Annotated in this window: 12 protein-coding genes (1 of these 12 cut by a window edge); 1 reads left to right on the forward strand and 11 read right to left on the reverse strand. The window is 67.7% G+C overall.

What is annotated here, in order from left to right:
* Nucleotides 1-45 precede the first annotated feature (45 nt).
* From ACYVB7_RS17855 to ACYVB7_RS17895, 9 genes are all read right to left on the reverse strand, one after another.
* Complete coding sequence (locus ACYVB7_RS17855; RefSeq protein ID WP_460509971.1) at nucleotides 46-1,068, reverse strand: threonine/serine dehydratase; 1,023 nt, start codon at nucleotides 1,066-1,068, stop codon at nucleotides 46-48.
* Complete coding sequence (locus tag ACYVB7_RS17860; protein WP_460509997.1) at nucleotides 1,065-1,703, reverse strand: LysE family translocator; 639 nt, start codon at nucleotides 1,701-1,703, stop codon at nucleotides 1,065-1,067. Before ACYVB7_RS17860 ends, ACYVB7_RS17855 begins: the two co-directional genes overlap by 4 nt.
* 41 nt (nucleotides 1,704-1,744) lie before the next feature.
* Nucleotides 1,745-2,725, reverse strand: a complete 981-nt coding sequence (locus ACYVB7_RS17865) for a PhzF family phenazine biosynthesis protein (protein WP_460509973.1) — start codon at nucleotides 2,723-2,725, stop codon at nucleotides 1,745-1,747.
* Between the two features lie 32 nt (nucleotides 2,726-2,757).
* Nucleotides 2,758-3,420: a glutathione S-transferase family protein gene (locus ACYVB7_RS17870; RefSeq protein ID WP_460509975.1), complete on the reverse strand. Its 663-nt coding sequence runs from the start codon at nucleotides 3,418-3,420 to the stop codon at nucleotides 2,758-2,760.
* On the reverse strand, nucleotides 3,417-4,631 hold the full coding sequence (locus ACYVB7_RS17875) for an aminotransferase-like domain-containing protein (protein ID WP_460509977.1): 1,215 nt from the start codon (nucleotides 4,629-4,631) through the stop codon (nucleotides 3,417-3,419). The genes ACYVB7_RS17870 and ACYVB7_RS17875 overlap by 4 nt, the downstream gene beginning before the upstream one ends.
* A gap of 87 nt (nucleotides 4,632-4,718) precedes the next feature.
* The gene (locus ACYVB7_RS17880) at nucleotides 4,719-5,366 is read right to left on the reverse strand and encodes a LysE family translocator (RefSeq protein ID WP_460509999.1); all 648 of its coding nucleotides are present in this window, start codon (nucleotides 5,364-5,366) and stop codon (nucleotides 4,719-4,721) included.
* Nucleotides 5,363-5,872, reverse strand: coding sequence for a pyridoxamine 5'-phosphate oxidase family protein (locus ACYVB7_RS17885; RefSeq protein WP_460509979.1), 510 nt, complete (start codon nucleotides 5,870-5,872; stop codon nucleotides 5,363-5,365). The genes ACYVB7_RS17880 and ACYVB7_RS17885 overlap by 4 nt, the downstream gene beginning before the upstream one ends.
* An 11-nt stretch (nucleotides 5,873-5,883) precedes the next feature.
* Nucleotides 5,884-6,819 carry a DMT family transporter gene (locus ACYVB7_RS17890; protein WP_460509981.1) on the reverse strand — a complete coding sequence of 312 codons (936 nt, stop codon included), beginning with the start codon at nucleotides 6,817-6,819 and terminating at the stop codon, nucleotides 5,884-5,886.
* Nucleotides 6,816-7,463 carry a LysE family translocator gene (locus ACYVB7_RS17895; RefSeq protein ID WP_460509983.1) on the reverse strand — a complete coding sequence of 216 codons (648 nt, stop codon included), beginning with the start codon at nucleotides 7,461-7,463 and terminating at the stop codon, nucleotides 6,816-6,818. Before ACYVB7_RS17895 ends, ACYVB7_RS17890 begins: the two co-directional genes overlap by 4 nt.
* A gap of 171 nt (nucleotides 7,464-7,634) precedes the next feature.
* Between ACYVB7_RS17895 and ACYVB7_RS17900 the strand changes: the two genes are divergently transcribed.
* Nucleotides 7,635-9,095, forward strand: a complete 1,461-nt coding sequence (locus tag ACYVB7_RS17900) for an aminotransferase-like domain-containing protein (RefSeq protein ID WP_460509985.1) — start codon at nucleotides 7,635-7,637, stop codon at nucleotides 9,093-9,095.
* Between the two features lie 2 nt (nucleotides 9,096-9,097).
* Here ACYVB7_RS17900 and ACYVB7_RS17905 read toward each other — a convergent pair whose 3' ends face one another.
* On the reverse strand, nucleotides 9,098-11,284 hold the full coding sequence (locus ACYVB7_RS17905; protein ID WP_460509987.1) for an ATP-binding protein: 2,187 nt from the start codon (nucleotides 11,282-11,284) through the stop codon (nucleotides 9,098-9,100).
* Nucleotides 11,281-12,965: the 3' portion of a ribosomal protection-like ABC-F family protein gene (gene abc-f / locus ACYVB7_RS17910; protein WP_460509989.1), read on the reverse strand. The gene runs 226 nt beyond the window's last position; only the last 1,685 of its 1,911 coding nucleotides appear in the window; the start codon falls outside the window, past its right edge; it ends in the stop codon at nucleotides 11,281-11,283. The genes ACYVB7_RS17905 and abc-f overlap by 4 nt, the downstream gene beginning before the upstream one ends.

Consider the following 12,965-nt stretch of genomic DNA (forward strand, 5'->3'; position numbering starts at 1 on the left):
GTGGGTCAAAATGCCTTCCTGCGCTTTATGTAAAAGCGCAAGAAGCTACTGATTTTGTAGTATTTTCGCCAGCACGTCGGCGTCCACATTGCCGCCGGTCAGTGCCAGGCCCACGCAGCGGCCCGCCAGCCCGCGGCCTGGCTTACGCCCCGAGCCTGGGGCTGGGTGGTCGCGCTCTTGCAGGGCCGCGGCCAATGCTGCGGCCCCGGCCCCTTCGGCCACGTTGTGCGTGTCGGTGTACAGGGCGTGCATGGCCTGGGCCACTTCGGCGTCGGTCACCTGCACCACGCGGGCCAGGTGGGGGCGCAGGATGTCCAGTGCCGCCTGGTCGGCCACGCGGCAGGCCATGCCATCGGCCAACTGGGTGGACACGGGCGCTTCCACCACCCGCCCGGCGGCGATGGAGTCGGCGTAGGTGGTGGCGTGGGCGCTGACCACGCCCACCACCTCCAGCGAGCGGCCCAGGGCCAACTTGGCGGCAATGGCCGAGCACGCGCCCGAGCCCTGGCCGATGGGCACGTACACCACGTCCAGCTGGGGCACGGCACGCATCAACTCCCACCAGTAGGTGGCCACGCCGCGCAGCAGGTCGGGGTGGAAGCTGGGCACCATGTGCGCGCCGGTCTGCGCGGCCAGGGCCATGGCGTGTTCGCGGCTTTCCTGGAAGTCGGTGCCGTGTTCGATCAGCTCCACCCCCAGCGCCCGCATGGCGGCGTTCTTTTCGGTGCTGTTGCCGTGTGGCACGACGATGGTGCAGCGCACGCCATGCGCCCGGGCCGCCCAGCCCATGCTCTGGCCGTGGTTGCCGCGGGTGGCGCTGATGACGTGGGCGGGCAACTGGCCGCGGGCCCGGAGCTGGTCGAAGTAGGTCAGCCCGCCGCGGATCTTGAACGCGCCCACCGGGGTGTGGTTCTCGTGCTTGACCCAGCATTCGGTGCCCAGGCGCTGGCCCAGCAGCGCCCAGCGGTACTGCGGCGTGGGCTGGAACTCGCGGTACACCACCTGGGCGGCGGTTTCGATGTCGGAGAGGGTGGGCAGCATGGCTGCACAGGCGGTTGGGGTGCTCATGCTGCAACCTTCTTTTCGTGCAGAAGGCGCAAGGCCAGCAGGCCGAGCACCGACCCCATGACGTAGCGCTGCGCCCGAATCCACCCGGCGTTGCGGTTGAGCACCCCCGCAACCTGGCCTGCGCCCAGCACCAGCATGGCAATGACCGCGGTGCTGGTGCCGATTTGCACGGCACCCAAGGTGAGGCTTTGCCACAGCAGGTGGCCGCGCTCGGGGTGCAGGAACTGCGGGAAGAACGACAGGTAGAACATGGCCACCTTGGGGTTGAGCAGGTTGGTCATGAACCCCATGAGGAACAGGGTGTGGGGTGGGTCGTGGGGCAGGTCGCGGGCCTGGAATGGGGCCACACCGCCGGGTTTGACGGCTTGCCACGCCAGCCACAGCAGATACGCCGCACCAGCGTAGCGAACGGCGTCAAAGGCCATGGGCACCGAGGCCAACAAGGCCGTCAGCCCCAGCGATGCCGCCAGCAAATGCACCCCGAAACCCAGCACCACCCCCAACAGCGACAGCAGGCCCGCCTTGGGGCCTTGCGTGAGGCTGCGGGAAATGCAGTAGACCATGTTGGGTCCAGGGGTGAGCACCAGCACCAGGGCGGCGAGTGCAAACAGCAGCAGTTCTTGCAGTGAAAACATCATGTGAGCGCTCCGAGAGTGAAGGAAAAAGGACGGGAGATTCAGTAAGTGACGGTGCCGTGGATGCACTCGGCCACGTCGCCGCCCACCCATACCTGGCCGGTGGCGTCGCGGTTGAGGTAGACCCGGCCATCCCGACCCAGGGCCTGGCCTTGGGCGGCCACGTAGGCGTCGGGCAGCCAGCCGTCGGCCATCAGCCACTGGGCCAGGCTGGCGTTGAGGCTGCCGGTGACCGGGTCTTCGGCCACGCCGATGACGTCCACAAAACCGCGCACCAGCAGCTGGTGGTCGGGCGCGGTGGTGGGTGGGGCGGTGGGCTCGGCGGACGCGGGCCGCAGGCCGGTGGCAAAGGCGCGGGCTTCGCGGCTGGCGCGGTGGATCAGGCCCACACCGGGCGCGTTGGCGTCGTGGGCTTCGGCGGAGGGGGTGGTCAGGGCGGCCACGCCCACCTTCAGGCCCAGGCGGGCCAGGGTGGCGTGGTCGGGTTGCAGGGTGGCCACGGTGTCGGGCTGGTCCAGCAGCAGGCCCAGCCAGTGGGGGCCGTTGTCCAGGTGTTGGGCGGCCAGCACCTGCTCGGGCTGCAAGCCCAGCGCGGGCAGGGCCGCGTGCAGCGTGGCCTGGGGCACATCGGTGCGGTGCAGGGGCGGCGCGGCAAATGCGAGGCGGTCCCCGTCCAGGCGGATGTTCACCAGGCCCACCCCGCATTCCTGCACCGCGGTGCCGGGTTGGCGCGGGCTGCCGCCGTGGGCCCGCCACGCATGGCAGGTGCCCAGCGTGGGGTGGCCGGCAAAGGGCAGTTCACCGCCGGGGGTGAAGATGCGCACGCGGTAGTCGGCCCCGGCGGCAGCGCCTTCGGGCGTGGGCGGCAGCACGAAGGTGGTTTCCGACAGGTTGGTCCAACGGGCGAAGTGCGCCATCTCGGCGTCGCTCAGGTCGGTCCCGTCGAGCACCACGGCCAGCGGGTTGCCGCGGTAGGGCGTGGCGGTGAACACATCGACTTGGGCAAAGGGGCGTGGGCGCATGGGAAGCTCCAAGAATGGGGGCGAGGGACGAATCAGCTCAGTGGCAGGTCCAGCACGCCCCGGGTGGCGGGGCGCTCCAGCACCCGGGCGTACCAGGCGGACAGGTGAGGCCAGGCGGGGCGGGGCTGGCGCAGGTTGAACCAGCGGTGCACCTCGCAGCCCATGGGGATGTCGGCCATGGTGAAGTGCTCGCCCGCCATCCAGGCGCGGCGGGAGAGGTGCTCGTCCAGCAGGGCCATCAGCGGTTCGGTGGCGGCCACCGATTGGGCGATGGCGGCGGGGTTGCGCTGGTCGGCGGGCGTGCGCACCCATTGCACAAACGCGCCGCCGCTGGCGCGGTTGAGGGTGGTTTGCTGCCAGTCCATCCAGCGCTCGGCGTCGAAGCGCTGGGGCAGGTCGGCGGGGTACAGCGGGCTGTTGGCTCCATAGCGGGCGCACAGGTAGCGCACGATGGCGTTGGACTCCCACAGCACCAGGTCGCCGTCTTGCAGCGTGGGCACCAGGGCGTTGGGGTTGAGGGCCTGATAGGCCGGTGTGTTCACCACCCCAAAGGCCATTCCCGCTTCTGTTCTTTGGAAAGTTTGCTTCAGTTCCTGCAGCGCCCACACCACTTTGCGCACGTTGATGGACGACAGGCGGCCCCACAGGTGCAGGCTGGGGGCGTCAGGCGCGGGAAGGGCCGGCGGGTGGCTCATGCCCGGCCTTGGGCTTCCCGGATGGTGGCGGCCAGGGCGGCAATGCCGGTGTTGATCTGGTCCACCGTGGCGGTGACGAACGACAGGCGCATGGTGCGCGGGTCACCGTGGTCGGCGTAGAAGGCGGCGCCGGGCACAAAGGCCACGTTGTGGTCCACGGCCTTGGGCAGCAGGCTCACGGCGTCCAGCCCGGCGGGCAGGCGGGTCCACAGGAACATGCCGCCAGTGGGGCGGTTCCATTGCAGCGAGGCGTCGCCGCCGCCATGGCCGGTGTGGCCGAATTCCCGCTCCAGTGCGGCCAGCATGGCCTCGCACTGCGCCTTGTACAGCGCACGGATGGTGGGCACGTGGCGGTCGATGAAGCCGTCCTTCAGCACCTCGGCCACGATGCGCTGGTTGAAGCTGGGGGTGTGCAGGTCGGCGGCCTGTTTGGCTTGCAGCAGCTTGGGGTACAGGGCCTTGGGGGCCACCATGAAGCCCAGGCGCAGGCCGGGGGCCAGGATTTTGCTGAACGAGCCCAGGTAGACCGTGCCCTCGGGGTTGCGCGAGGCCAGCGAGGCGGGCGGGTGCGCGTCAAACCACAGGTCACCGTAGGGGTTGTCTTCGATCACGGGCAGGCCGGTCTCGATGGCCGCCTGCGCCACCGCCGCGCGGCGGGCTTCGGTCATGGTGCGGCCCGTGGGGTTCTGGAAGTTGGGCAGCAGGTACACAAAGCGGGCGGCATCGGTGCCGCTGCCGGCCTTGGCCTTCAGGTCGGCGGCGTCCACGCCTTCGTCGTCGCTGGCCACGCTGACCACGGTGGGTTCCATGGGGGTGTAGGCCTGCAGGGCGCCCAGGTAGGTGGGCGTTTCCACCAGGATGCGGCTGCCCGCGTCGATGAGGATCTTGGCCACCAGGTCCAGGCCCTGTTGCGAGCCGGTGGTGATCAGCACCTGGTCGGGGTGCACGTCCATGCCCTGCTTTTTCAGGTCATGCGCCACCCAGTCGCGCAGCGGGCCGTAGCCTTCGCTGGCGGCGTATTGCAGGGCGCTGCGGCCGTCTTGGGTCAGCACCTTCTGGGTGGCTTCGGCCATGGCCTCGATGGGGAAGGTCTGGGGCGAGGGCAGGCCGCCCGCAAAGCTGATGATGCCGGGCTTCTCGGTGACCTTGAGGATTTCGCGGATCACGGAGGGGTTCATCTTGTGGGCACGCTGCGCCAGTTTCCAGGTCATGGGGTCTCCTTGGTGAGTCAATGGGGGTGTTGAGGTTTGGGCGAATGGGTTGCCAAAGGGCGAGATTGTTTCAGGTGTTGGGTGGGGTCAGGTGGCGGGGCGTTGGGTCAGCAGCAGGCGCAAGGCCAGTGCGGTCAGCACACCAGCTTGCACGCGTCCTGGCAGGCGGCTCCAGCCGGGGCGGTCTGCCAGACGGGACGACACCGCTTGTGCCAACCGCCCACCCACCAGGCCCAACGCACCGTGGAACACCAGCGAGGCGAGCGTCAGCACGCCGCCCAGCAAGGCCAGTTGCACCGGCACGGGGGTGCTGGACGCCTCCACAAACTGCGGCAGGAACACCCAGAAGAACAGCAGTGCCTTGGGGTTGAGCAGGCTGTTGAGCATGGAGCGGCGGCACACCGTGCGCAAGGGGACCTGGCCGACGCCGGTGAGGGTCAGTGGGCCAGGGTGGTGGTGCCAGGCATTCCAGGCCATCCACAGCAAATAGGCCGCACCGCCCAGGCGCAGCACGTCGAACGAGGGCGGCCACGCCGTCACCAGGCCCGCCACACCCGTGGCGGTGAGCAGGGTCAGCACCACGTCGGCCAACGCAATGCCCAGGGCCACGGCCAGGCCGCCTCGCGGGCCGTGGGTGGCCGCGTGCGACAGCACAAACGCCATGTTGGGGCCCGGCGACATGAACAGGACCAGGGTGGCGGTGAGGAACAGAAGCAGAGTGGGGGTGGACATCAGGAGGACTTTTTCAGGGCGTGGTTGCAGGTGGCTTCCTGAGGCAGCTTGGAGGCATAGGTGCGCTGGGCGGCGTCGATCTGCGCCTGTTCGGTGGTGTCGGGGAACAAGGCGTAGCTGGGCGCGACGATGGGTTGGCTGTCCGTCAACCGAACCCGGATCACGCCCCGCAGCGGAAAGCGTGTGCCCACCAGGGGCTTGAGCGGGGCGGACCAGGTCTCAAAGTCGGCGTGGCCGGGCAGGAGCACGTCGGCCACGCCGTGCAGCTTGTGGCCCTTTTGCGCGAACACGTCGATGAACGACACGCACACCCGCGGCTGTTGTGCGATGTTGCGCACGCTGCAGGGTGATGCGATGTGGGCCAGCACCAGGTGGTCGGTGCCCACCGGGGCAAACACCTCCTTGGGCGAGACGTTGGGTTGGCCTTGTGCATCCACGGTGGCCAGCCAGCACAGCACGCTGCGCTGCAACCAGTGGATCACCTGCGGGCTGAGGATGGGTGTGTTCATGGCGTTTCCCTTCAACGTGCAGGGGCCGACAGGCGTTTGCCCACAAACACGGTGGCCACCACCGCCAGGGCAAAACCCACGGTCAGCGCGTCGAGCGACTCGCCCACCAGCGGCACCGCGGCCACGATGCTGATGAAGGGTTGCAGCAACTGCACCTGGCTCACCCGCAACGCGCCGCCGATGGCCAGCCCGCGGAACCAGGCGAAAAAGCCCAGCCACATGGAAAACATGCCCACGTAGCCCAGGGCCAGCCACGAGGTGGTCTGGATGGGCTGCTGCGGCCAGCTCAGTGCGGCGGCGGGCAGGGCCAGCGGCAGGGCCATCACACACATCCAGCAGATCACGCGTTCGGCCCCCAGGTGTGGCGTGACCTGGGCCCCCTGCACATAGCCGAAAGCGGCGGCCACCATGGCGGCCAACAGCAGGCCGTCGGCCCAGGTGAGGGCGATGCCATGCCCCTGTTGCCAGGCCCGCAGCACCGAGAACACCACCACCAGCAGGCTGCCGGCCACGGCACACAGCCAGAAGCCCAGGCGGGCGCGTTGGTGCAGCAGCCAGGCGGCCATGGCGGCGGTGGCCAGGGGCAGCAGGGCTGTCATCACCGCCGCATGGCCGCTGGGCACCTCGCGCAGGGCCAGGGCCAGCAGCAGCGGAAAGCCCAGGGCGTTGCCCAGCGTGGCCAGCACCAGGGGACGGCGGTGTTGGGCTTGGGGCCAGGGCGAGCGCGTCCAGACCAAAAACGCGATGGACAGCAGCCCGGCGATGGCGATGCGTGCGCAGGTGATGAACCAGGGCGAGAGCTGCGGTGCATCGGCCGGGCCGGTGGCCAGGCGCGTCATGGGCAGGGTGAGGGCGAACACGGTCACCCCCAGCAGGCCCAGCCAGAGGCCGCGGCTCTCTGCCGACAGGCCGTGGGTGGGTTTGGCTTGGGCGGTGGCGCTGCTCATGACGTGGCTCCTGGGGTGAGGTGGCTGTAGAGCATCCACGCCGCGGTCAGCACCAGCAGGGTGGCCATGGTGCGGTTGAAGCGGCGCAGGCGCAACCCGGTGGGGGCGCCGTCGATCACCGGGCCCGCCAGCCAGTGCCGCAGCAGGGCCCCCATCAGGGCATAGGTCAGGTTGCTGACGCCGCCAAAGGCCACCATCAAGGGCAGCACGAACAGGGTGCGCTCCAGGGCGTCGGGGCGTCCGGCAATCCACCCGGCTACCACGGCCAGGGCCAGCATCCAGGCCTTGATGTTGACGAACTGCAGGGCCACGCCCTGCCAGAAGCCCACGTTCAGGCGGCGGGGATCGGCGTCTGACAGTTGGGTGGCGCGGGCCAGCTTCGCGGCCAGCCACAGCAGGTAGGCCAGCCCGGTCAGCACGATGGCCCAGCGCAGCCAGGGCAGGGCCACGACGATGCTCCCCAGGCCCAGCGCGCAGGCACCCAGCAGCAGGCCCCAGCCCACGGGCACCGCCAGCACAAAGCGCAAGGCACCGCGCAGCCCCCGGTTGGCCGCCAGCGCCGTGGACAGCGTGGTGTTGGGGCCGGGCGTGAAGCTGGCGGCCGTGGCCAGCAGCAACAGGGCGGAGGTTTCGGATGCGGTCATGGGGGTGGGCATGAGGGCAGGCGGTGGGGGCAGGGGTCAGAAGCCCTGCGTGGGTTCAATGTAACGGTCGAAGCCATACACAAGCCATACAGATGACTGGTGCAGAATGGCTTCTGTGTGGCTGGCAGTCGCCATACAGAATGCCCACCCTTTGCGCACCGGAGCTGACGCATGTTGATGAAAACCCCCGGCCAGTCGCTGACCGAACAGCTGTCGCAGCGGCTGGCGCAACGCATCCGCGACCGGCTGTTGCCCGTGGGCACCCGCCTGCCCAGCGTGCGCGAAACGGCCCGCACCCAAGGCGTCAACCCCTCCACGGTGGTGGCGGCCTATGACCAGTTGCTGGCCTGGGGCCTGGTGGAGGCCCGGCCCCGGCGCGGGTACTTCGTGCGTGAATTTGATCGAAAAATGCCTGTAGCGCTTTCAAATAAAGCGCAAGACGCTATTGAAAGTGAAGCGATTGCGCCCCGCATGCGCGACCCGGAGATGCGCACCCCCATCAACGCCACGGCGCTCATCCGGGGCATGTTCCACCGCATCAGCGACAAGCCGCAGCCCGGCATGGGGGTGTTCCCGGCGGACTGGATGGCCACCACCTTCATGCCCGCGGCGGTGCGCAAGGTGGTGGGGTCGTCGTCGTTGCAGGAGGCGTCGCTGAGTTACGGTGAGCCGCTGGGCGATGCCTCGCTGCGCCAGGCGCTGAGCCACCGGCTGCGGGGGCTGGCCATCGATGCGGCGCCCACACAGATCATCACCTCGGTGGGGGCCACGCATGCGCTGGACATCATCAGCCGCACCCTGCTCAAGCCGGGGGATGCGGTGATGGTGGAGGAGCCCGGCTGGGCGGTGGAGTTTGCGCGGTTGGATGCGCTGGGGGTGCGCATCCTGCCCGTTCCCCGCGGTCCGCAGGGGCCGGATCTGGAGGTGATGGAACGCTACTGCGTGGCCTCGCCCACCGGGCAGCCGCCCAAGCTGCTGGTCAGCGTGAGCGTGTTGCACAACCCCACGGGTTATTGCCTGAGCCCGGGCCATGCCCACCGGGTGCTGCAGCTGGCGCACCTGCACGACTTTCATTTGGTGGAAGACGACACCTACGGCCACTTGGCGCCGCCCCACGCCACCCGGCTGTGCGCCCTGGACGGCTTGCAGCGCACCCTGTACGTGGGTGGGGTGGCCAAGCTGCTGGCCCCCAACTGGCGGGTGGGTTACCTGGCCGCACCCTCGGGGCTGGTGGAGCGCCTGCTGGACACCAAGCTGCTGGGCACGCTGACCACCCCCAGCCTGCTGGAAAAGGCGTTGGCGCTGTGCATCGAGCAGGGCCAGTTGCGCCGCCACGCCGAGCGCATGCGCGCCCGGCTGGAGGTGGCACGCAGCCGCAGCGTGAAGCTGGCGCTGGCCGCGGGGTGCCGCTTTGCAGCCGAGCCCGCGGGCTTGTTTGGCTGGGTGGACACGGGGGTGGACACCGAGTTGCTGGCGCAGCACATGCTGGACGAGGGCTACCTGCTGGCCCCGGGCTCGCTGTTCCACGCCGGTCGCACGCCCGGCACGCTCATGCGCATCAACTTCGCCACCACGCAGGAGGCAGGGTTCTGGACCGATTTTCAGCGCCTGCGGGACCGGCTGGCGCGCTGACCTTACGGGGCGAGTCCGCTCAGCACCTGGTTCAGCCGGGCCAGTTCGGCCTGGAGCACCGGCAGGGCCCGGCCGAACAGGGTCCACTCCTGTTTGTGGGCCGCGGTTTCCAGTCCGTTGCACAAGGCCGATGCGCGGTCTGCGGTGAGGGTGGCCAGGGTGGTCTTGAGGGCGTGTGCGTGCTGGCGGGCGAGGGTGACGTCTTGCTGTGCCAAGGCGCTGATGAGCGCTTTTTCGTGTTGTCCCAGTTGTTGCCGCGTGTTCTGGGCCAGCTTGATCAGGGCCTGTTCGTTGCCTTCCAGCCGGTGCCGCAGTTTGTCCAGGTTCAGCGGTGGGGTCGCGGGTTTGGTGCCTTCTCGGGGGGCTGTGGCGTGAGGCCCCGAAGGCGACGGGACGGGGAAGGCCAACAGGTTCGCGGTGGCCTGTGGCGGGAGGCGGGTCAACGCCTCGGTCATGGCCTGCGTCAGGGCCTGGGGGCCGACGGGCTTGGAGACGTAGGTGTCCATGCCGACGGTTTCGCACAAGTCCCGGTCGCCCGACATGGCGTTGGCGGTGACGGCCACGATGGGGGTGTGCTGCCGTGTGGTGTGGGGGGGCTGGAATCCGCTGGCTTCCAGGGCGCGAATTTCCCGGGTGGCATCCAGCCCGTTGAGCTCGGGCATTTGCACGTCCATCAGGATCAGGTCAATGCCGCCGCGCTTCCAGGCCGCCACGGCTTCCAGTCCGTTGCGGGCCACTGTGGTCTGGCACCCCAGCTTTTTCAGCAGTTCGCGCATCAACAGTTCGTTGATGGGGTGGTCTTCCGCCACCAGCACGCGCAGGGCGCTGAACGATTGGGCGCGCTGACTCAGGTGTTCCAGTTCCAAGGGGGCACTGAGGGGACCCATGTCGGTCACGGGTGACTTGGTCTGGGCACGCAGCGGCAGAACGAAGTGAAAGCGACTGCCCTGGCCCGGAGCGCTGTCCAGTTGGAGTCGCCCGCCCATCAGGCTCACCAGCCGGGCGGAAATGGCCAGGCCCAGCCCCGTGCCGCCGTATTTGCGGGTGGTGGAGGCGTCCGCCTGGGTGAAGGCTTCGAACACCCGCTGTTGCTGCTCGGGGGCGATGCCGATGCCGGTGTCCTGCACCTCGAAGTGAATGCCTTGAGCGGACGGTTGCACGCGCACATGGATCTGTCCGCCTGCGGGGGTGAACTTGACGGCGTTGGACAGCAGGTTCACCAGCACTTGGCGCAGCTTGCCCGGGTCGCCGTGCACCGGTTGGCCAGGCGTGGTCTGGTGTTCGACCTGGAACGCGATGTCTTTGGCGCTGGCCTGGGCGGAGAAAGGCCCGCAGGCCAGGTTGACTTCGGCGTTCAGGTCAAACGCCGTGCTCTCCAGGTCCATGCGCCCGGCCTCGATTTTGGAGAGGTCCAGGATGTCGTTGAGCAGGTGCAACAGGGTCTGGGCCGAGTCGTCCATCAGCATCAGCCACTGGCGCTGTTCGTCGGTCAGGGATGAGTCCATCAGCAGGCGGATCAGACCCATCACCCCGTTGAGGGGGGTGCGCACTTCGTGGCTGACGTTGGCGAGGAACTCGGTCTTGCTTTGGCTGGCGGCTTCTGCTGCTTGTCGGGCCTGTTCGGTGGCGTGTTCCAGTTGCTTGCGGTGGGTGATGTCGGCACTCACGCCCACCAGCCGAGCGGGGCGGCCAAACGGGTCCAGGTCCACGCCCATGCCATGGCTTTCCATCCAGAGCCATTGGTCGTCAAACGTGCGGATGCGAAATTGGGTGACGTAACGGAGTTGCCGACCTTTGACGGCGTCTTCCACATGCTGGCGCACGGAGGTGATGTCCTCGGGGTGGATGCGCTCCATCAGCGTCTCGAACGGGTATTCGCTGTCGATGGCGATGTCGCCCACCATTTCAGACCAGCGGGCGTTGACGTAGGTTCGACCGTCGTCCACGCCGATTTCCCAAAGCCCCAGTTGCGCGGCGTCCAGCGCCAGGGCGAGTCGGCCGCGGGTGTCGTCCAAGGCTTCTTCGGCCAGCAGTCGGCTGGTCGAGGCGTCGTGCACGGCACCTTTGGTGACCTCCAGTTCCGACGCCAGGGCGTGCAGGCGTTCCTGCAGCCGCCGACTGCGCTTGCGTTCTGCGGCCAGTTCGGCCAGCGCTTGCTGGAGTTGCTCTGAGGCGGACGGCGTGCTCATGGGGTCGCGGAGACGGAAGTGCTCAAGGTATCCCACCGTTCAATGGCTGACAACAGGGCTTCATCAATGGCGGCGTGTCGCTCGCACAGCGCGGCGGCCCGAGTGGGGTCGGTGGCATACAGTGTGCCGTCGGCCAAGGCGGCGTCAATGGTTTTCTGTTCGTGCTCCAGGGCTTCAATCTGGCCGGGCAGCGACTCCAGCTCCCGCTGCTCCTTGTAGCTGAGTTTGCGTTTCGCGGGGACGGTGTTGTCCGGTGTGCCTGTGGCGGGTCTGGGGGCGTCTTCCTTGGGGGCAGAAGGCCTGGCGGCAGACGGTTGCAGTGCCAGGGTGCGCTGCGATTGGGTCAGCCAGTCGTCCACGTTGCCTTCGTAGGTCCGCCATTGGCCCTCACCCTCCCATGCCAGGACGCTGGTGGCCACGTTGTTCACAAACTGGCGATCGTGGCTGACCAGGAACACGGTGCCGTCGTATTGGGTCAGCAGTTCTTCCAGCAACTCCAGGGTGTCAATGTCCAGGTCGTTGGTGGGTTCGTCCAGCACCAGCACGTTGGCGGGGCGGGCGAACAGCCGGGCCAGCAGCAAGCGGTTTCGCTCGCCGCCCGACAAGGTGCGAACGGGCGAGCGGGCACGAGCGGGGGAAAACAGGAAATCGCCCAGGTAACTGCGAACGTGGGTGCGCTTGTTGCCAATCTCGATCCATTCGCTGCCCGGGCTGATGAAGTCTTCCAGGGTGGCGTCCAGGTCGATCTGTTCGCGCATCTGGTCGAAATAGGCCACGTTGAGCTGTGTGCCTTGCCGGACGGTGCCTTCATCGGGGGCGAGTTGGCCCAGGATGATCTTGAGCAGGGTGGTCTTTCCGGCGCCGTTGGGGCCCACCAACGCCAGTTTGTCCCCGCGCAGCACGATGCTGTTGAAATTGCGCACGACGGTCTTGGTGCCATCGACCGATGCAAAACGTTTGGTGACCTGCTCCAGCTCTGCCACGATCTTCCCGCTGGAGTCCCCCCGGGCAATGTCCAGTTTGACGCGGCCCACGGCCTCCCGTCGGGTGGCGCGGGCTTGCCTCAAAGCTTCCAGGCGCACGATGCGCGCCTGGGCGCGGGTTCGCCGTGCTTCCACGCCTTTGCGTATCCACACTTCTTCTTGGGCCAGCAGCTTGTCGGCTTTGGCTTGAATGACCGACTCCTGCACCAATTGCTCTTCCTTCAGCAACTGGTACTTGGAGAAGTTGCCTTCATAGCTGAGCAACTGACCTCGGTCCAGGTCCACGATGCGCGTGGCCACCGCGTCCAAGAAAGCGCGATCATGGCTGATCACGATGAGGCTGGTGGCTTGGTTGGTCAGCAGTGTTTCAAGCCATCGAATGGAGTCCAAATCCAAATGGTTGGTGGGTTCATCCAGCAAAAGCACATCGGGCCTGGACACCAAGGCCTGGGCCAGGGCCACACGCTTCTTCAGTCCGCCCGATAGGGTGCCCACAAGGATCTCGGGCGACAGATGCAAACGCTGAAGGGTTTCTTCGACTCGCTGCTCCCAGTTCCATGCATCCAATGCGTCGATGTGGGCATGCAAGGCATCCAGGTCGGTGGACTCATTGGGATGAAGGTACTGTTCCCGCAGTGCCTTGGCGTCGTGCACACCATGGCTCACGCTTTCAAATATGGACTCGCCAGGGTTCAGCG

Source organism: Hydrogenophaga soli, assembly GCF_054777695.1.

Excerpts from the sequence above, each read along its gene's own strand:
- ACYVB7_RS17885 (WP_460509979.1), bottom strand. The coding sequence starts at position 5,872 with ATGAACACACCCATCCTCAGCCCGCAGGTGATCCACTGGTTGCAGCGC.
- ACYVB7_RS17890 (WP_460509981.1), bottom strand. The coding sequence starts at position 6,819 with ATGAGCAGCGCCACCGCCCAAGCCAAACCCACCCACGGCCTGTCGGCA.
- ACYVB7_RS17895 (WP_460509983.1), bottom strand. The coding sequence starts at position 7,463 with ATGACCGCATCCGAAACCTCCGCCCTGTTGCTGCTGGCCACGGCCGCC.
- ACYVB7_RS17900 (WP_460509985.1), top strand. The coding sequence starts at position 7,635 with ATGTTGATGAAAACCCCCGGCCAGTCGCTGACCGAACAGCTGTCGCAG.
- ACYVB7_RS17870 (WP_460509975.1), bottom strand. The coding sequence starts at position 3,420 with ATGAGCCACCCGCCGGCCCTTCCCGCGCCTGACGCCCCCAGCCTGCAC.
- ACYVB7_RS17855 (WP_460509971.1), bottom strand. The coding sequence starts at position 1,068 with ATGAGCACCCCAACCGCCTGTGCAGCCATGCTGCCCACCCTCTCCGAC.
- ACYVB7_RS17875 (WP_460509977.1), bottom strand. The coding sequence starts at position 4,631 with ATGACCTGGAAACTGGCGCAGCGTGCCCACAAGATGAACCCCTCCGTG.
- ACYVB7_RS17860 (WP_460509997.1), bottom strand. The coding sequence starts at position 1,703 with ATGTTTTCACTGCAAGAACTGCTGCTGTTTGCACTCGCCGCCCTGGTG.
- ACYVB7_RS17865 (WP_460509973.1), bottom strand. The coding sequence starts at position 2,725 with ATGCGCCCACGCCCCTTTGCCCAAGTCGATGTGTTCACCGCCACGCCC.
- ACYVB7_RS17905 (WP_460509987.1), bottom strand. The coding sequence starts at position 11,284 with ATGAGCACGCCGTCCGCCTCAGAGCAACTCCAGCAAGCGCTGGCCGAA.